General features: G+C 36.6%; 16 protein-coding genes. 9 read left to right on the top strand and 7 right to left on the bottom strand.

What is annotated here, in order from left to right; all coding sequences use genetic code 11:
* Position 1: 1 nt before the first annotated feature.
* From ALGA_RS12690 to ALGA_RS12675, 4 genes are all read left to right on the top strand, one after another.
* Positions 2–475 (top strand): TRAP transporter small permease, encoded by a 474-nt coding sequence (locus ALGA_RS12690; protein ID WP_096429652.1) that lies wholly within the window; start codon positions 2–4, stop codon positions 473–475.
* Complete coding sequence (locus tag ALGA_RS12685) at positions 475–1935, top strand: TRAP transporter large permease (protein WP_096429651.1); 1461 nt, start codon at positions 475–477, stop codon at positions 1933–1935. The genes ALGA_RS12690 and ALGA_RS12685 overlap by 1 nt, the downstream gene beginning before the upstream one ends.
* Positions 1936–2068: 133 nt before the next feature.
* Positions 2069–3121: a LacI family DNA-binding transcriptional regulator gene (locus ALGA_RS12680; protein WP_096429650.1), complete on the top strand. Its 1053-nt coding sequence runs from the start codon at positions 2069–2071 to the stop codon at positions 3119–3121.
* A gap of 157 nt (positions 3122–3278) precedes the next feature.
* Positions 3279–4739, top strand: coding sequence for an aminoacyl-histidine dipeptidase (locus ALGA_RS12675; protein ID WP_096429649.1), 1461 nt, complete (start codon positions 3279–3281; stop codon positions 4737–4739).
* A 155-nt stretch (positions 4740–4894) separates the two neighbouring features.
* Here the strand turns inward: ALGA_RS12675 and ALGA_RS12670 are convergent, their stop codons facing one another.
* From ALGA_RS12670 to ALGA_RS12660, 3 genes are all read right to left on the bottom strand, one after another.
* Positions 4895–5350: a DUF2062 domain-containing protein gene (locus tag ALGA_RS12670; protein WP_162845439.1), complete on the bottom strand. Its 456-nt coding sequence runs from the start codon at positions 5348–5350 to the stop codon at positions 4895–4897.
* A gap of 285 nt (positions 5351–5635) precedes the next feature.
* On the bottom strand, positions 5636–6754 hold the full coding sequence (locus tag ALGA_RS12665; RefSeq protein ID WP_096429647.1) for an alanine racemase: 1119 nt from the start codon (positions 6752–6754) through the stop codon (positions 5636–5638).
* Positions 6755–6906: 152 nt separating this feature from the next.
* Positions 6907–8328 (bottom strand): nicotinate phosphoribosyltransferase, encoded by a 1422-nt coding sequence (locus tag ALGA_RS12660; RefSeq protein WP_096429646.1) that lies wholly within the window; start codon positions 8326–8328, stop codon positions 6907–6909.
* Between the two features lie 175 nt (positions 8329–8503).
* On the opposite strand from ALGA_RS12660, the gene ALGA_RS12655 reads away from it, so the two are divergent.
* The 3 genes from ALGA_RS12655 to ALGA_RS12645 all read left to right on the top strand — a co-directional run bounded on the left by ALGA_RS12655 (position 8504) and on the right by ALGA_RS12645 (position 13124).
* Positions 8504–9952, top strand: a complete 1449-nt coding sequence (locus ALGA_RS12655) for an MFS transporter (RefSeq protein ID WP_096429645.1) — start codon at positions 8504–8506, stop codon at positions 9950–9952.
* Positions 9953–10096: 144 nt separating this feature from the next.
* Complete coding sequence (locus ALGA_RS12650) at positions 10097–11650, top strand: MFS transporter (protein ID WP_096429644.1); 1554 nt, start codon at positions 10097–10099, stop codon at positions 11648–11650.
* Between the two features lie 109 nt (positions 11651–11759).
* Complete coding sequence (locus ALGA_RS12645) at positions 11760–13124, top strand: MFS transporter (protein ID WP_096429643.1); 1365 nt, start codon at positions 11760–11762, stop codon at positions 13122–13124.
* 368 nt (positions 13125–13492) lie between these two features.
* Here the strand turns inward: ALGA_RS12645 and ALGA_RS12640 are convergent, their stop codons facing one another.
* Positions 13493–14473: a DUF4097 family beta strand repeat-containing protein gene (locus tag ALGA_RS12640; protein WP_096429642.1), complete on the bottom strand. Its 981-nt coding sequence runs from the start codon at positions 14471–14473 to the stop codon at positions 13493–13495.
* 292 nt (positions 14474–14765) lie between these two features.
* Between ALGA_RS12640 and ALGA_RS12635 the strand changes: the two genes are divergently transcribed.
* Together ALGA_RS12635 and rlmN are read left to right on the top strand one after the other, a co-directional pair.
* Positions 14766–15437 carry a ferredoxin reductase domain-containing protein gene (locus ALGA_RS12635; protein WP_096429641.1) on the top strand — a complete coding sequence of 224 codons (672 nt, stop codon included), beginning with the start codon at positions 14766–14768 and terminating at the stop codon, positions 15435–15437.
* Positions 15438–15497: 60 nt separating this feature from the next.
* On the top strand, positions 15498–16550 hold the full coding sequence (rlmN, locus tag ALGA_RS12630) for a 23S rRNA (adenine(2503)-C(2))-methyltransferase RlmN (protein WP_231705957.1): 1053 nt from the start codon (positions 15498–15500) through the stop codon (positions 16548–16550).
* Between the two features lie 47 nt (positions 16551–16597).
* Here rlmN and ALGA_RS12625 read toward each other — a convergent pair whose 3' ends face one another.
* The 3 genes from ALGA_RS12625 to ALGA_RS12615 form a co-directional block, all read right to left on the bottom strand.
* Entirely contained in the window at positions 16598–17617 is a 1020-nt protein-coding gene (locus ALGA_RS12625; protein ID WP_096429639.1) for a LacI family DNA-binding transcriptional regulator, read from the bottom strand.
* 192 nt (positions 17618–17809) lie between these two features.
* Positions 17810–18523 (bottom strand): pirin family protein, encoded by a 714-nt coding sequence (locus ALGA_RS12620; protein ID WP_096429638.1) that lies wholly within the window; start codon positions 18521–18523, stop codon positions 17810–17812.
* 553 nt (positions 18524–19076) lie between these two features.
* Complete coding sequence (locus tag ALGA_RS12615; RefSeq protein WP_096429637.1) at positions 19077–20468, bottom strand: aldehyde dehydrogenase family protein; 1392 nt, start codon at positions 20466–20468, stop codon at positions 19077–19079.
* Position 20469: the final 1 nt, after the last annotated feature.

The following is a 20469-nucleotide window of genomic DNA, read 5'->3' as shown; positions in this document are numbered from 1 at the left end:
TATGACATTCAAGAATCAATTAGATAAATTACTCGAAAGAATACTTATTAGCCTGATGTGCATACTTGTACTCGACGTGCTGTGGCAAGTATTGAGTCGTTATATATTGGCTTCACCGAGCTCCTTCACCGACGAATTAGCAGGATTTTTATTAATATGGGTTGGCTTATTGGGAGCCGCTTATGTGGCAGGTCAAAAGCAACATTTGGCAATCGATTTGCTCTTGCAAAAGTCATCCGCTAAAAATAAAAAACACCTTCTCCGGTTTATAAATATTTGCATTGGTCTATTCGCACTAAGCGTTATGGTCATTGGCGGTAGTTGGCTGGCAATCACCCGCTTTCAATTTAATGTAAACTCGGCAGCATTGGAAATTCCACTTGGGTACATTTATCTTGTTTTACCCCTTAGCGGACTAATCACACTTTACTATTCAATTTTATTTATTATTGACCCATCAGAAGAATTAAACTAATGGAATATATTGGAATTATTGTACTAATCGTATCGTTTCTATTCTTACTGATAGCCGGAGTACCTATTGCTTTCAGCATTGGTATATCTGGAATACTAACCATGCTTGTAAGTATTGACTCTTTACCTGCATTTGCGACCTTTGCACAAAGAATGGCAACAGGATTGGATAGTTTTGCCCTTTTGGCAATCCCATTTTTCATACTCGCTGGAAACATTATGAATAGCGGAGGAATTGCAATTCGTTTAATTAATCTGGCGCGTGTTTTGGTTGGCAGATTACCCGCAAGTTTAGCCTTTGTTAATGTCTTTGCCAATATGCTGTTTGGAGCTATTTCTGGCTCGGCAGCAGCCTCAGCATCAGCCATTGGAGCCATTATGGGACCACAAATGAAAAAAGAAGGATATGACGAAAGCTTTAGTGCCTCAGTCAATATCGCATCAGCAACAACCGGTTTGTCTATTCCTCCAAGCAATATTCTAATTGTATACTCATTAGCAAGTGGCGGAGCATCCATTACGGCACTCTTTTTGGCAGGTTATATTCCAGGTCTCCTTACGGGATTTTCGATCATGATAACAGCAATGTGTATCTCAATATATCGAAAACAAGGAGCCGGTTTAATGCTAAAAACTCTTGCTAAGGTTTTTGTTGGAATTGCAATTTTACTATCTGCGATCTATGGTTTAAATGTAATAAAGGAAAGTTCTCAAGCAGGATTTAATGGAGCTAGCAGTACTCTCGGAGTGTTTTCAATTGCTTTTATTACCTATCGTTTACGCAATAAAGGTGCTGGGATGAAAAGGGGATTAAAAATATTATGGCAAGCCATTCCTAGTCTGTTTTTACTGATCATCGTAATTGGTGGAATTATAGCTGGATTTTTCACAGCCACTGAAGCTTCTGCTGTTGCCGTTCTTTACGCTCTTATCTTAAGCTTAATCTACAAAGAAATTACAGTTAAGGATATTCCAAAAATTGTACTTGGATCAGTTAAAACCACTGCAATTGTATTAATTCTTGTTGCAACCTGCATTGGTTTATCATGGATTATGGCCTACGAAAACATTCCTCAGAATGTAAGCTCTGCTTTATTAGGCCTTAGCGATAATCCAATTGTTATTTTATTAATGATTAATCTGATTCTTTTATTTGTTGGCGTTTTTATGGATATGACTCCCGCCGTACTCATCTTTACCCCAATTTTTTTACCTATTGTTGTAGACTTAGGAATTGATCCTGTACATTTTGGAATCATCATGGTACTAAATCTTAGCGTTGGCCTTTGTACGCCGCCAGTTGGTTCTGTTTTATTTATAGGATGTAGTGTAGCCAACATTAAGATACAGCAAGTAATAAAACCATTGCTCCCAATGTTTATAGCTATGATCGTGTGTTTGTTATTGGTTACTTACATTTCGGATTTAAGCATGTGGCTACCAAATACATTTGGATTTTAATTAAAAAATTAATAATGCGGGAAAATTCAATTGATAAACACAGAACACTTACTTTTGTCACTTATTTATAATTGTTAGCTTTTTAGTAAAAAAATCTATTCTGTCATCTAAGTTGTAAGAAATAAGGTATAAAATGGCGAAAATTCGTATTAAAGATATTGCAGAACAAGCTGGTGTTTCGGTGGGAACTGTAGATCGGGTTCTTCACAATCGTGGAGAAGTTGCCGAAGAAACCAAAAATAAGATTTTGGAAATCGCAAAAGTCAACAACTACCAGCCTAACCTAATAGCCAGGGCTCTTACTTCTAAAAAACGATGTGTTTTTGCCTCCCTGTTACCAACTCCTACCGAAGAAGATATTTTTTGGAAAAGACCTTTGGTAGGAATCAGTGAAGCCGCTGCAGAACTGGAACAATTTCATCTAAAAGTTGAAAATTTCTTTTTCGAACATTACAACGAACAAGATTTCATCAAACAAACAGAAGCTATTTTAGAGCTAAATCCCTCAGGTGTTGTATTTTCTCCCATCTTGTCGAAAGAGAGTAGTGAATTTTGCCAAAAACTTGACCAAAGAGGAATTCCATATGTCTTCATCGAATCAAAATTAGATAAAAGTAATTATCTGGCTTATGTTGGCAGTGATGGTTTTCATGGCGGAAGAGTCGCAGCCAATTTAGTCGATTTTGGAGTTCCTGAAAATGGAGATATTTTAATTATTAATCTGGCAAAAAATTTAGAAAACGTTCTTCATTTAAATCAAAGAACACAAGGGTTCCTAAGCTACTTTATGGATAAGGGGAAAAATCAAGGACTAAAAATAAGTATCGAAATCCCCAAATCAGATCCTGAAATAATTCAGGAAAAATTAGATTCTGTTCTCAAGAAAAACAAGAACATAAAAGCTATTTTCATAACCGGATCCAAAGTCTACAAAATAGCAAAATATCTGATAAGCAATGAACTAAGTAACATTATCCTTGTTGGATTCGATCCAATCGAACAAAACATTAAATACCTTAATCAGGGAACCATCAATTTCTTAATTGGACAACACCCTTACCAACAGGGATTTAAAGCGGTTCGGAAATTATTCGAATATGTTCTTTTAAATAATGAGCTTACAAAAGATGAATTTCTCCCTGTCGATATAATTAATCAAGAGAGCATTAAACTATATGAAGCTTAACCAATTAGTCTAGCATTTCCTCTTAAAACGATCCGTATTCTTAAAAATCCTTAATTCACAATCACTTTTTCTGATTCTCTTTTCGGCTTTACTAAAAAATACTACCTTTAGTGCTCTTGAATAATAATACACTAAAATTTAACGGAGGAATATACTAATGAGCAAAGAAATTTTAAGCCTCGAACCTAAGGCTATTTGGGAAAACTTTTATTCATTAACACAAATACCACGCCCATCGAAGCACGAAGATGCAATTCAGGATTTCATGATGAAATTCGGACAAGATTTGGGATTGGAAACGATTAAAGATGCTATTGGAAATATCATCATAAAAAAACCAGCCACTCCAGGTTTCGAAAATCGAAAAGGAGTAGTATTGCAAGGTCACCTGGATATGGTACCTCAAAAAAATGCCGATACTGATCACGATTTCACAAAAGATCCTATTGAGACTTTAATTGATGGAGATTGGGTAACTGCAAAAGGAACCACTCTTGGAGCCGATAACGGAATGGGAGTTGCTGCTGCAATGGCTGTTCTTCAGGCAACTGATATCAAGCATGGTCCTGTTGAGGCTTTATTTACCGCTGACGAAGAAACTGGTATGACTGGTGCTTTCGGTCTTAAAAATGATGTTTTAGATGGTGATATCCTTCTAAACATGGATTCGGAAGATGAAGGCGAATTATATGTTGGTTGTGCCGGTGGTATCGATGCCAATGTTACTTTCAAATACAAAGAAGATAAGCTTGAAAAAGGATATGTTGGCTACAAGCTATACATGAAAGGCTTAAAAGGCGGTCACTCAGGAATGGAGATCATTTTAGGTCGTGGAAACTCAAACAAATTGTTATTCCGCTTTTTAAAAGTGGCAACTAAAAAATACAAATTAAGAATGTCTTCTGTCGACGGTGGATCATTGCGTAATGCGATTCCTCGTGAGTCGTTTGCAATTGTTGCTGTTCCAGAAAGATATACCGAAAAATTCCTTGCCGGAGTTGCTGAATACGAAGCTATTTACAAAGCAGAATTATCTGCAGTAGAGCCTAACTTAACACTTATTGCTGAGCCAACCGATACTCCAAAGAATGTATTCAAAAACAAAGGCCAGAAAAACTTAATCAACGCTATTTACGCTTGTCCAAACGGTGTTATTCGCATGAGCGATGCTATGCCTGGATTGGTTGAAACATCAAGTAATCTTGCACGTGTGGTAAGTGAAGACGGTGTTGTTACCATTCAAGCTTTATTGCGTTCATCAGTAAATACTGCAAAAGACGATTTGGGACAAGCATTTGTTTCGACTTTTGTATTGGCTGGTGGTAAAGTAAAATTACAAGGTGAATATCCAGGATGGAAACCAAATATGGATTCTCCAATCTTGAAAACCATGCAGGAAGTGTACAACAACAAGTACGGCAAGATTCCTGAAACCAAAGCTATTCACGCTGGTTTAGAGTGTGGTTTATTAGGAGCTGTTTACCCTCATTGGGATATGATTTCTTTCGGACCAACTATCCGTTTCCCTCACTCTCCAGATGAGAAAGTAAAAATTGATACTGTTGTTAGATTCTGGGATTTCTTAGTTGAAACCTTGAAAAACATTCCAATAAAATAATACAATCAAATACTGATATGTAAGGAACGTACGATTGTACGTTCCTTTTTTTATGGGGTTCCCTTACAGGTCGGGCTTTTGTTTCAACTCCTCGTTCGTACCTCCCTGCGGGGTTTCCACTCCAATCCCTAACCCAATTGTTGCGATGTAAGAAATTACAACTTCCGATATCTTCCTAAAATCAGAGAAATCACCAAATAGAAAATTACACCAATCATTATTGCAAACACCAACGAACCCAAGGCAAATTGCAAATAATTTTCACCCAAAGTACTTAGGTTCATCAAATCCGGCACTTCCTTCTGGAATTCACCATGCAAAACAAGTGCACCTGTCTGATAACCTGCAATTATAATTAGAGGAATTAAAGGAGGGATACTACTAATATTAACAGTAATCAAAGCAAGCACTTTGTTTAATTTCAAAAGCAAAGCCAAGGATATTGCAAGTACTGTTTGAAAGCCCCAAGCCGGAGAAAAGGCAATAAATATTCCCAATGCCAAAGATGCTGCAATTACTCCATTAGAATTGTCAGCACAAGTAATCTCGGCTACAATGGATTTTTTTATTTTGTCTAACTTGAATCGTTGCAACACCTTCTGATAATTCATCATCTTCATCTTTCATCAGCAAACAAATCGTACTGATCACTGTTTACTAACTGAATACTGTTCTCTGTTTACTGATCATTGATAACTATTCACTGAATGAAGTTCCCAGCCTACTGAAACGAACTCCAAGTGCACTGAATACAGCTCCAAGCCTACTGAAACGAACTTCAAGTTAACTGATCACTGTTCTCTGTTTACTGATCATTGATAACTATTCACTGAATGAAGTTCCATGTCCACTGAAACGAACTCCAAGTGCACTGAATTAAGTTCTCTGCTAACTGATCACTGTTTACTGTTCATTGTTTCAATCCATTCCCCTTCTGTGGTCATCAATCTCCCCATTAAATTAGCAGTCATGCACGAATGCACCGGCAAGATTCCGATTAGATCTCCAACTACAAACTCATCGAATAATTCAACGCTGCAGCGAATAATTCCATGCTCTTGTGACAGGCTTGCTAAATATCCTCCACCTAAAATCCCACTCCATCCATTTTCAGTAATGCGAACAATACTACCATATAGTTTAGTTCCTTCATCATCTGCTTCTAAATACTCTTTAGAAAAATGAACGCCACCACCATGAATCACCAATTCGTTGCGATCAATATTCCTTGCAATAATCGGGCATGCCATAGCTACTGCTATTTGATCCTCATCACATGAACCTAATACATATTGCATAATATCATAAAAAACAAAATTGCCCGGACGAATTTCATCAATCCCATAAAATTCTTCGCTAATACTGCAAGCTGGTGTATCACCAAGTGACACTTCAATTTCAGGAATCTCTTTACGAAAAATATCTTTTAACTCATTTAAAGCCAGCAATGTCTTACTATGATTTTTATGTATTTCCGCCTGATCTTTTGCTTGATAATTATGCCCGGTATGAGCCAGAAATCCTTTGCAATTTAACTTGTCGGATTCCTTCATCAAATCCACTAACAAACGAATAGAACCAGTTGCTTCTGCAGGAATACCTGAACGCTTATTGCCTGTATCTACTTTAAGAAATATACCTACAGCATGCTCTAGTTCTGATTGCAAGAACAGAATAGCTTCTCGAGACTCAACAACTAAATTCAGTTGAGTTTTAGACGCTAACACATTAATCAGACCAATTTCGCGTACATTTATAGGAATGGCAACTGTTATATCTTTCCATCCATTATTCGCAAAATATTCCGCCATTTTCATAGATGAAACAGCAATCGCATCTACTCCTCTTTCCTTAAACCATTCACCAATCTGAGCCGATTGATGCGTTTTAAAATGAGGTCGTAAACGAGTATTTGAACGCTGAGCCTTAGCCAGCATCGTTTCAATATTAGTTATACATTTAGCTTTATCAAGCAAAAGTGTTGGACGAATTATTTGGGAATCTAAATTTTTCATCGAAATTGAATTGGATTTTATGATTCAATCAGCAAACTGTATTATATCATTTTGAATAATTAATGAGCCATGGCGAGCGAACAAAGTGGGATCATGAACAACCGCACAATTATTCATGAATAAATATTGCCCACTAATTAATACAACCAGGATTATCCTCCTATTTTTGATCGAATATCCATTAAAATATGATCTCTCACACCCAAGATGTTTTCAGAGAATCCAACCTTGTATATGTGCGGACTAATAAATCGTTTGTGTCCATCAGGCAACTGTGCAAAGCGTTTCCTTACATAGGCATTTATTTCAACCGGAGATTGGCTTTCAATTAATATCTCTCCATTTTCCATCACCTTACTCATTAATTCTTCACACTTATAATCCGTTACGTAAGTGTGCTTATGGCTATGAAAAGGATGAAACAGACGATTGGTTGATTCTTCATTCTCTAAAAGAATCCCATCTCTAAAAAACATTCCGTCCTCATCGAAATAACGCATTACCTTTTTCTTTCCAGGCATGGTTATTTTTTCAATGTTCTCGGATATTTTCAATCTTGGAATCCCCTTAATCTGAACTAATTTATAAACACCATCAAGAGCTCCGGCATCTTTCCCCGTAACCAATTCCGTACCAATCCCATAACCATCAATCTGTGCTCCCTGATCGTTCAAACTTTTAATTACGTACTCATTCAACTGATTTGATGCAATAATTTTCACATAATCCAAACCAGCATCATCAAGCATTTTTCTTGCCTTTCTACTTAAATAGGCTAAATCACCACTATCCAAACGGATACCAATCATTTTATGTCCTTCGGCTTCCAATTCCTTTGCAACAATTATTGCATTAGGCATACCCGATTTAAGTGTGTTGTAGGTATCAACCAGCAATACCGTTGAATCGGGATTAATAGCAGCATAACTACGAAATGCCTCCAACTCATAATCAAAACTCTGAACCCAGGAATGAGCCTGCGTTCCTGTAACCGGAATATCGTAATTAAATGCACTGTAAACATTCGAGGTTGTATTTGCCCCTCCTATAACAGCAGCACGACTCGCATGTATTCCGCCCAAGCCCTGAGCTCTGCGTAATCCAAAATCAGTAAAGTCCTTATCACCTATCACATCTCTTATTCGGCAAGCTTTGGTAGCAATTAGCGATTGAAAATTCAAATAATTTAAAAGTAAGGTCTCAATTAATTGAGCTTCAATGATATTTCCTTCAACCCTTACCAAAGGTTCGTTTGGAAATACAATTTCCCCTTCTTTCATACTAAAAACAGTAGCCGAAAATTTAAACTCCTTTAGATACTCCAGAAATTCATCTTTCAATCCTGTTTTCCTCAAAAAATCAATATTCTCTTTACTGTAATTAAAAGTTTTTAATATTTCAAGCAGGTCTTGTAATCCTGCAAAAACGAGGTAACCACCATCATACGGATTGGTTCTGTAATAGTAATCAAAGACGGTTTTTTCATCTTTTTTACCACTTAAAAAATATCCCTGAGCCATGGTTAGCTCATAATAATCAGTATATAAACCTGAATTTTCTGTTAATGTGTTCATTCGATTAAATTAAATAAAATCTTGTTAAAGATAGGGATTATCTGCTATTATGCCCAGAAATATGGAATCGATATCATTAGATAAAACATGATATATGCTTTTTGTTTATAATGGGAATAATCCTACTTTAGCAAGCCTTAAACAATACCTTAACATTAACAGATAAATAAAAGATATGACTGAAGCAATAAGACAAAGCCTTCGAGACTCGAAAGCAGCAAGATGGGGAGCATTAGGAATAATTTCTATCACCATGTTTGCTGGTTATTATTTAACAGATGTAATGTCTCCTTTAAAACCGATGCTCGAATCTGAGTTTGGATGGTCAAGTACAACCTATGGAATTTTCACAAGCGCCTACGGGTGGTTTAATGTATTCCTACTAATGCTTATTTTTGGAGGAATTATCCTCGATAGAATGGGTGCTCGTTTCACAGGCTTAATGTCTTCAGGTATAATGGTTGTGGGAGCTGCAATTAAGTTTTGGGCAATTTCAAACCCGACTTTAATTACCGACACAACCTTTGGTATTCATACTCAAGTATTTTACGCATCTATAGGATTCGCAATTTTTGCTATTGGAGTTGAGATTGCTGGAATCACGGTTTCTAAAATTATCGTTAAGTGGTTTAAGGGCTACGAGATGGCATTTGCAATGGGTATGCAAATGGCTGTTGCTCGATTAGGAACGATGCTAGCTTTGGCTGCTCCTGTGCCGTTGGCAATGTATTTTTCAAGCGTTCATACAGTTGTTGAAAATGGACAATTAATTGAAAAAATGTCACCAAGTATTTCTGCACCTATTGCTTTTGCATTGGTGCTATTGGTTATTGGTTTCATTGCATTCTTCATCTATATGTCTATGGATAAAAAATTAGAATTGTCGGAAACTGATCCTAATGCAGAAGCTGTGAAGCCAATGTCGATGAATGAATTATGGTCAAGTATATTCTCAGATTTACGACAAATAATAGGAAATAAAGGCTTTTGGTTAATCGCTATTTTATGTGTTTTATTTTACTCATCGGTTTTCCCATTTATAAAATATGCAGCAGACTTAATGGTTAATAAATATGGCTTATCTCAAAGTACTGCAGGTATGATACCAAGTTTATTGCCTTTAGGAACATTATTCTTAACGCCTATTTTCGGTGGTATTTACGACAAAAAAGGAAAAGGAGCAACTATCATGATCATTGGTGCTGTATTAATTTTATTAGTACATACCATATTCTCTTTACCAATCTTGAACTACTGGTATGTAGCTGTTGTTTTAACTATTGTATTAGGAATTGCATTATCTCTTGTGCCATCAGCAATGTGGCCTTCAGTACCAAAGATTATTCCTGAAAATCAATTGGGAACAGCTTTTTCTTTAATTTTCTGGATTCAGAATTGGGGATTAATGGGAGTACCTTTATTAATAGGATATGTATTGGATAAATCAAATCCTGAAGTTGTTATTGCAAAGGCAGCAGGAACAGAAATACCTCTTTACGATTACACGAACCCAATGATGATTTTTGCAGGCTTAGGAGCTTTAGCAATTTTTGTTGGTTTCTTATTGAAACGTGAAGATAGAATTAAAGGATACGGACTTCAATTACCAAATATTCAGAAGTAATCTTACTAAATACATTCAAAAAAAGCCACCTTCGGGTGGCTTTTTTGCATTCCAGTTGTCAGGGATATCCTATTTGTTTTTTTATGCATTTATCTTAATTTAGTAAGCTCTAACACCTGAGTTTAATTTAAAAACACTACGAAAATGACAGAAACATTAAAAAGAACGTTGCGCGATTCATCGGCAATGCGTTGGGCAATGTTAATTCTCCTTTCCGGACTAACTTTTAGTACCTACTGGTTTCAGGATTTCTTCTCTGGCTTAAAAGGCCTTATGGGATCGGAAATGGGATTTTCCAGTGAAGAATTTGGTCGAATTCTTGCATTAACCACTATTGCCAACATGTTTGGTATGATCATCATTGGTGGTATCATGCTCGACAAATGGGGCATTCGTGTTGCTGGTATTGTATTTGGTGGAATTGCCGTTTTAGGTGGTGCCATTTCAGCACTAGCTGCTTCCGGTTTTTTTGGATCCGATCACGGCAGCATGCTAAACATGATTATTGTAGGTCGTATACTTTTTGGTTCTGGTCTTGAAGTTGTATGTGTTGTTGCTACAAGAACCATTGTAAAATGGTTTAAAGGATACGATCTGGCACTTGCCATGGCTATCAATATGGGATTTGGTCGATTAGGTAGTGCTATGGGTACTGCACTTTCGTTAGATATTGGAGGAGGACATGTTTCTCCTGCTGTTACTTTCGCAGCAACTCTTATTGGCTTAGCTCTTATCATGTTTCTAATTTATACCGTATTTGATATCAAGTTGGACAAACAAGAAAAAGCAATTAGTGATAAAAGTGGTGAAGTTTGTGATCCTGAAGAAGATTTTAAATTCTCAGATTTAATTACCTTAATCAAGAACAAATCATTTTTATACATTGCTCTTCTTTGTGTAACTTTTTATGCTGCTATTTTCCCATTTATGCAATATGCACCAGATTTGTTAATTAATAAATTTGGATTTACTCAAAACCTTCCTCAGGCAGGAGAAGTTATTTTATGGGGAAGCAAAGCAATTGGAGCCTCAAGTATTTATCTTATTTTCTTCTTATTTGCAATTCTTTTTGCTGTTGTACCTAATAACTTTGAAAATAAAAAAACCAGATTCTTGTTTAAATCCGGAGCATTAATCGCTTTCTGTTTCTATCTGTTTGTGATGAAAGATATTTTAGCGATTTGGTTAGATAATGGTGCTAAAACAGCAAGTTTAATTCCTCTCGGAACAATTATATTCACTCCTATTTTCGGTAATTATGTCGATAAAAAAGGAAAAGCAGCATCCTTAATGATTCTTGGATCATTACTTCTTATTTTTGCTCATATCTCTTTATCGATATTAGATAATGTATATATAGCTTATTTTGGATTATTAAGCCTGGGAGTTGCATTCTCTTTAGTACCTGCCGCCATGTGGCCTTCAGTTGCTAAAATTGTTGCAGAAAACAGATTAGGGACAGCATACGCTACAATGTTTACGCTGCAAAATTGGGGATTATTCTTATTCTTTTGGGGAATTGGAGCCTTACTGGATTTTGTTAATCAAGGCATCCCTGAAGGACAACCAAAAGACTACACAATTCCAATTTTGGTATTGGTCGGCTGTGGGTTTATTTCAATTTTCTTATCATTCTTACTGAAAAAGGCTGATCGAAAACAAAATTATGGATTGGAGTTGCCATCAAATAGTAATTAATTTTATAAAATCTCATATGTATTCAAAGCTGTCCTGCGGGACGGCTTTTTTTATGTGTTCTCGGAAAGCTTTCGTATTTTCGGAACCTGATTAAACAAACACTAAACAAATGAACACAAATACAGTAAAAAAATCGCTGAAAGATTCGGTGATAACTCGTTGGGCAATGTTGCTGCTGGTTGGCTTTGTTCTTGCGGCCAACTACTACTTTTACGATGCTCTTTCACCACTAAAATCAACTCTAACTAAAGAATTCGGATTCAGCAACACCGATTTTGGCTTGTTTCTCTCTGTTTACTCGATACCGAATGTGTTCTTATTAATGGCTGTTTTCGGAGGAATAATTCTGGATAAACTCGGTATTCGACGTACAGGATTCATGTTTGTAGCCTTTATGGCTTTTGGAGCACTGGTTACAGCTTATGGTGCCAGTGATATGTATAGCAATAATGGCGTTGGATATGCATTTATGTCTTCCATTTTTCCTGGATATTCTCCTGAACTTAAAATGATGCTTCTGGGAAGATTCCTATTTGGTTTGGGTGCTGAAACTAGTATTGTCGTAATCAGTAAAATCATTGTAAAATGGTTCAAAGGAAAAGAATTAGCCCTAGCTTTTGGAGTAAAATTAGGCCTTGCAAGAATAGGATCAGCATTAGCCTTTTATTTATCTCCTATTCTAATAAAATCAGAAACTGGATGGACGACCGCAATTTGGTTTGCAGCATTCTTTGTAACATCATCATTGTTAGTGTTCATTATTTACATGATGTTCGACTTAAAACTTGATAAGCAGGTAAAACCGGACAATTCCGTTTCGGAAAGTAATGAATTTCATATTTCGGATATCACTGATTTACTCAAAAATCGTTCATTCATTTACGTAACACTTTTGTGTTTAACTTTTTATTCTGCCGTATTTCCTTTTTTCTCATTTTCCGCAGATTTCTTCCTCAATAAATTTAATTTAACACTAGAACAAAGTGGTAAAATCTCATTATTAATGCCTCTAGGGACAGTAATATTCACACCACTATTTGGGTTCTTGGTAGATAAATATGGTAAAGCTGCTACTTTGATGATATATGGTTCTTTAATTTTAACAATGGTTCATCTAGCATTTGCCTTTACAACATTATCTCCATACGTATTAATGGTTGTTCTAGGTATTGCCTTTTCATTAGTTCCAGCATCCATGTGGCCATCTGTTGCTAAAATGGTCGATGAAAAAAGAATAGGAACAGCTTACGGATTTATGTTTTCAGTTCAGAACCTTGGATTATGGGCATTTCCTCTTTTAACAGGAGTCATTCTAGATTATACTAATGTAGAAGGCGTAAAACCAATAGACTACACGTACTCAATGGTAATGTTTGCTAGTTTAGGAATTTTAGGATTTATTTTCGCTCTTTTGCTTAAAAGGGAAGATAAACTATCAGGATATGGATTGAATTTACCCTCCAATAGTAAATAAAATATTCTATTAACAAAAGAGCTGTCCTACGGGACGGCTCTTTTCATATAGGTCTACGACCACTATCTGCTTACTACTTCAACAAGAAAAAAAAATACAGGCAAAAAGAATGAGAGCCTACAACGTAGACTCTCAATTCAAGAAAACCAATTAATTATGCTATTAAAACCAAAATCCCGGGACACCACTCCCAATATTTGGGAAATCATTTAACAAATAATTTCGAATGTATAAATACAATCCTCAGACCAAAATACATATACAGCTCACCTACTGCTCATTAACTCCAAGCGTGAAAAAGTAACACAATGAAAAGTGTACGTAAACATCACACTTGATGTACGTTTTCGAACAACACCAACTTCCACTTATTTAAATGTTTGATTCCCTGAGCTCGTTTTGCCGTGTACCCATATTTCTCCGCTCTTGAGGTACAGATTATCATCTCCTTTACGGTTACCCGCTCTAAGCGATCCCGATGATGCTGAAAGATCAAAACTCAACTGCTCAAAATCATTTAACAACATCATACTTATATCACCTGAAGTAGCTTTAAAATAAGAATCGCCCAACAAAACCAATCCTTGTCCCCGCAAATTACCAGAACTACTTGTTAGATTTAAAATTATTTTTGAATTTAGAATCCCAACATTACCCGATGATGAAATACTTTTAATTTGACCTTCAACAGTATCAAATTCCTGATTACCTGAAGATGTTCGCGAAGAAATGGCTCCAATTACATTCTCCAATTCCAAATCGCCTGAGGTAGCAATACAATTAACGTTCCCAGTCACTTTATTATACTCTTGATTCCCTGAACTGGATTTAGCTGTTAAATCTCCTTCCATTTCATACAGAGTAATTTCACCAGAACTGGTTAGAACATCAAGATCGGAACGTAGCATTTTCACATTCACATCGCCTGAAGAAGCACTGATTTTAGTATAATCTGAAGAAATATTCTCACAATAAACATCACCAGAAGAATTCTCCACATCAAGCTCCATTTGTGATGGAACTAAAAATTTCAACGATCCATCAATATTCCCCCAAGTAGTTCTTGGTGATTCTATCCAAACTCTCAAGGTACTTCCTTCCAATCGGTGGTTGATTTTATAAGAGTTTTCTTTTGTAGATAGACCTTTTATAATCCCCTCAAATTTTACATCCTCACGATTTTCACCTTTTAATGTAACATCACAAAATTTCCCTTCAACAACAATTTTTTTCACCCCATCATAGCTTTCCTTTTCATCAGCGAAGACTGTTTGAGAAAAGCTATTAAGAGAAAAGAGAAACAAGACCAGAAGTAAAAGGTTCCTTTTAATTAAATTTTGAGTTTTCATTTTATTAGAGTTTTTGAAATTGAATTAGTAAATTAATAATCCAGAAAAGATACCTATTCTCTCTTTCATATAAGATGAGACGCTTTACTTGTGATAGAGGTTACAAAAAGATTAGAAATTTGATCTTTTACAATTTAGAATCTTTATAAATAATTTATTACCTTTGCACTCATTCAAATGAAATAACACCGATTCGATTTGAAATAATCCCTATCTGCGAGAGCTTGATAATGATTGTCAAATTTCTATCGGCATTCTACCGACTTATTTTGATTTTAAAATGGTATAATATATGGAATCACAAACAGAACAAAAAAACAAACTCTCAACTACAATAGTATTAGAAAACAAAGCAATAGCTCCTGGAGTTTTTGTTTTAAAATATAAAAAGGTAAAAAGTTTTACGGCTGGACAATACATTGGGTTAACTACTGACTTAGGCGTTACACCTCGATTGTACACAATAGCCAGCGGTGAAAATGACACCGAAGTTCAGGTATTATATAATTTAAAGGATGATGGCTGGTTAACCCCCAGACTTAGTGAAATTAAGCCAGGCTCAGAATTATATGTAACCAATCCTGACGGAGATTTTATTGATGATGAATCGCCGGCATGGTGGATTGCTTCAGGAACTGGAATTGCACCCTACTCAGCGATGATTCGCTCAGGTTTGCACAAAAACAAAACACTTATTCATGGAGGCAGATACAATCATTCATTCTATTTTGAAAATGAATTTATTCCAATATTAAAAGATAATTACATTCGTTGTTGCTCACAAGATAAGGGCGAGGGTTTGTATCATGGAAGATTAACACGATATTTGCAAGATGTAGAAAACCTTCCAACGGATTGCCGGTATTTTATTTGTGGCAGTCCTGAAATGGTGGTTGAAGTTCGCGACCTTTTAATCAAACGTGGAGTTAAGTACGATAAGATTGTTGCTGAAATCTACTTTTAATGCAATTAATTTACATGAAATTAGAACAGATACTCTGCTTGCATGTAATTACAAAAACGAATGATGGTTAAAGATACCCTATTAGGAAAAACACTTGAGGAGCTAATTCAAATAACAGCTGATTTAAAACTCCCAAAATTTGCGGCCAAACAAATTGCCGATTGGTTGTATAAGAAAGACATTACAAGTATTGAAGAGATGTCGAATCTCTCGGCTAAGGCAAGAGCTGCTTTAGCAGAAAAATATGATATGGGCATTATTCTATCAACCAAAGTAGAATCGTCGGTTGATGGCACAAAGAAGTACCTCTATCCAACAAATCTTGCTCATCAATTTATTGAAACAGCATACATTCCAGATAAGAAACGAAGTACACTTTGTGTTTCCTCTCAGGTTGGTTGTAAAATGGGTTGTTTATTTTGCATGACTGGCAAACAAGGTTTTCAAGGACAACTTTCAAGTGGTGAAATCATCAATCAAATTAGAAGTCTGCCCGAAAGAGAAAATCTTACCAATATAGTTTACATGGGAATGGGGGAACCTTTGGATAATGTTCCTGAGCTCATGAAATCATTGGAGATTCTTACATCGGATTATGGGATGGCCATGAGTCCAAGAAGAATCACGGTTTCTACAATTGGAATTATACCAGGAATGATTGAATTCCTGAACCATAGCGAATGTCATTTGGCCGTAAGTCTGCACACTCCTTTCGAAGATGAAAGAAAAAGATTAATGCCTGTTCAAAATGTATACCCTATAAAAGATGTACTTCAGATTATTCGTGATTTTGATTTTGGGCTTCAGCGCAGAATTTCTTTCGAATACATCATGTTTAAGGGAATTAACGATACTCCTGCACACGTAAAAGAACTCTGCAGAATATTAGATGGAATTAAATGCAGAATCAATTTGATTCGTTTCCACCCAATTCCCGATACTCCTTTAGAAGGTTCTGATGAAGCTACCATGGAGGATTTTAAAGAACAACTCGTTAAAAAAGGAATAACAACTACAGTAAGAAGATCGAGAGGGCTTGATATTTTTGCAGCTTGTGGATTGCTTTCTACGAAAGAACTGGTAAAAAGACAAGAAGAAGAAAAAGATTTCTAAAAAAAAATCCTGCTTAATTAAGCAGGATTTTTTTTATCTGTATTTTCTTATTTATCACTCGATGTTCTAACAATCAAATCGGCATGAACCACAACTTCTTTTATGTCTTTTGCTTCCGGTGTTTTCTCCATTTGCTCAAACAATAATGTAGCAGCTTCACGACCCACCGCTATTGGATTTTGATCCATAGTAGAAACTGAAGGTTCCATATAACGTGATCTCCGACTATTTGAAAATCCAACTACAGCTAGATCATTAGGAACGTTAAGACCTAATTCTTTTGCAGCTGCAATGGCTCCAATCGCCATATCGTCATTTATTGCGAAAATCGCATCCGGACGATTGGATCTACCCAATAAATCCAACGCCAGATTTTTCGCATCTTCATACGTAAAATCACATCGGGAAATTAAGGTTTCATCAAGAGGGATATTATTGTCTTTCAAGGCTTTTTTATAACCTCTTAATCTATTTGTTCCGAACAACATGAACTCAGGCCCTGTCATGAAAGCAACTCTTTTAGCTCCTCCATTAATCAAATGAGTTACTGCGGTATGAGCAGCAGCTGCATCATCAGCAACAACTTTAGAAACCTCGATTTCTTTAGATGTTCTATCGAAAAGCACCATTGGCACTCCTCGATCCTGAATTTTAAGAATATGATCGAATGTAGTTGTTGCACGAGTAAGTGATAGAATAATTCCATCCATTCTCATGTTCAGGAATCCATTTACATTTTTCTCTTCCTTTTCGATTTTCTCGTTTGAAGAACTAACAAACACCTGATAATTGTGCTCATCAGCAACCTGCTCGATTCCTTTTACCACAGTAGCAAAAAAAGAACTAACAATTTGCGGAACAACAACACCAATCGTATTTGATTTTTGTGTTTTTAAAGCAACAGCCAATGGATTTGGTTGGTACTTTAATTCCTTTGCCAATTTCTGAACTGCTTCTCTGGTTGTTAAGCTAATTTCGGGATTGTTCTTAAGAGCACGTGAGACAGTGGAAACTGAGATACTTAGTTTCTCAGCTATGTCTTTAATGGTAACAGGTCGGTTTGCCATATTGATAATTTTAGAATCTTACATTCGGTTGTCTGAAATGGTAATAAAAATAACGACTTATATCACTTTTCCCGACAAGAAACAAAGATAATATAATTTAGACAGGTTCCATCTTGTGAAATGTACTTTTTCGTGGTGCATTACACCCATTTTTAAGATCCCTGACTAGCTTAAGCCATTCTTGACCTTTAATTAATGCATTGGCACTTCAAAAATCAAAAATTCAGAATCAACAATACCTTTAATCTCCAATGACTGAACATCATTCACCCCTATGCCATCTCGCGATCGAAGAATTTCGCCATCAACTGTTAGTTCTCCGTTAAGAATAAAAAGATACACTCCGTTGGCGTTACCGTTTATTTGATATTCCAGTGTATTTCCACTGGTTATTTTTGCTCGGTACACATACGAATTTTGATTAATTTTCAAGCTATTATGTTGTGATGATTTGGGAGCAACAAGTAATTGCAATTCCCCATCCTTATTTAAATCTGGAAATGTTTTTTGATCGTAACTCGGCTCCAGTCCTTCTTTTTCAGGAATGATCCAAACTTGAAGAAAATGAACATCTTCGGTTTCAGATGCATTGTATTCTGAATGCATGATCCCTTTTCCTGCGGTCATTACCTGAATATCATTCACATTAATTAATTCGGAATGTCCGGCACTATCCTTATGCTTCAACGCTCCTTTTAAAGGTATTGAGATGATCTCCATATTTTGGTGCGCATGAGTTCCAAAGCCCATTCCTGCTTTAACAACATCATCATTAATTACTCTTAACGCTCCAAATTGGATTCGCTCCGGACAGTAGTAATCTGCAAAACTGAAACTATGCTTGCTATTCAACCAATCCAATTGACTGCTTCCTCTTGTTCCTGCCTCGTGAAATACCTTTTTCATCTGTTTCTAATTTTTATTCATTTGTCAGATGGAACTTACCATTCATAAATAATCATCTCTGTTTGTACGTTACTAATTATTTACTCATGGACGTTTCATATCTACCTCCTATTATAAATCTTTACTACAAAGTTAACACAGAGGCTGTTGTTAATAAATGGACAAAATTGCGTTTGGTTTGCACTATTTAAAGTGAATTCGGTCTAAGGAAACACAATCCAACAAATCGAAAATTTGAGAGTTATGCAATTGCCCGAACAAGTCGTTAGCCTTTAGCTAAAAGCCTTTTCTCCGAAAAACATTAAAAACCCAAGCATTTAGTACCAAATATTAATGGCTTATTAAATCAAATGCTATAAATCAATGAATTTTATATAGGACTCACCTTATTCACTAATCACCTAAGCGAAAGCGTACTATTTGCATGCGTGAAGGATTGAAGTGGATACCCCACAGCGAAGAATGAGCGAGGAGTAGTAACGGAAAGCCTGACCCAAAGGGGCACGCCCAAGACATAAAAAAAGGCGAAAAATGAATTCCGCCTTGACTATTATTACAATACTTTCGATTTAATCACCATGAGTTTTTCGCGAGTCATTTCGTGCATGGAATACGGAATTCCTCCAGTGCCAATTCCGGAAGCATCACGTCCGCCAAAAGGCATCCAATCGACCCGAAAAGCGGTATGATCATTTACCATTACGGCCGATGCATTCAATTGATTGACAGCATCGAGAGCCACATCTAAATTAGAGGTGAAAATGGCAGACTGAAAGGCCAAAGGCAATGAATTTGCGCGATTAATAGCATCCTGCAATTTGGAATAAGAATAGACACAAACAACAGGGCCAAACACCTCGTGCTGAGAAACTTTCGATTTAGAATTAGGATTTAGCAGAACCGTTGGCTGATAACAGGTTTCGGAAATTCTATTGCCTCCACACATTATTTTCGCGCCTTCGGCAACAGCTTCGTTTACCCATTGCTCTACCCGATCGACCTCGTAAGGCTGAATTAAAGGTCCAACTTCTGTTTTAGGATCCATAGGATCTCCAACAATCAAAGCATTGGCTTTTAGGACCAATTTGGAAGTGAATTCTTCGATAATATTTTCGTGAACATATACCCGCTGAACGGATACGCAGACCTGACCGGCATGATAGAAAGCACCTTTTGCCAATGCAGGCACGGTTTGCGACAGATCGGCGTCGGCCTCGACAATTACAGGTGCCGAACCGCCATGTTCCAGCGCACATCGGGTTCCTGGTGACAACTTAGACCGCATACTCCATCCCACCTTGGCCGATCCAATAAATGAAAGGTAGTTTATCCGCGAATCTTTCACCATGTTTTCTGCATTTTGGCGATTACAAAGAACTACCTCAGCCCAATCCTCAGGCATACCGGCTTCTTTCATAATTTTCACCAACTCGATTGCCGATAGCGGCGTTGATGATGCCGGCTTTATGATAACGGGTGTTCCGACAGCAAAAGCTGGAATTATTTGATGCACAGCCAAATTTAACGGATGATTAAAAGCGCTTACGCTAAGAACTACACCTATTGGCTCGCGCAGGGTAAATGCCCAACGATTTATAGAAGCCGCTGTTGTTCCCATGGGAATCTGCTCTCCTTTTAACTGACCAATGTGCTCAATGGCCAATTGCACGCCGTTAATTGCACGAAGCACTTCCACTTTACTATCCTGATAAGGTTTTCCGCCTTCGGAAGCTGCGATTTTCGTGAGTTCTTCGACCCGCGTTTGCATTATGGCTTTTGTTTTTTCCAATATGGCAATACGCTCGTGTGCTTGCAACCAACGAGAACGATCATGAAACAATGCATATGCTTTAGCGAGTTTTTCTTCGACCTGATGCTCATCGAGCAAAGGAATTTCCTGAATTAAACTGCCATCGAATGGGGAATTTATTTTTATTGTGTTCATT

The sequence above is a fragment of the Labilibaculum antarcticum genome, from assembly GCF_002356295.1.
Classification (GTDB): domain Bacteria; phylum Bacteroidota; class Bacteroidia; order Bacteroidales; family Marinifilaceae; genus Labilibaculum; species Labilibaculum antarcticum.
This window is presented reverse-complemented; position numbering and strand designations above follow the sequence as displayed.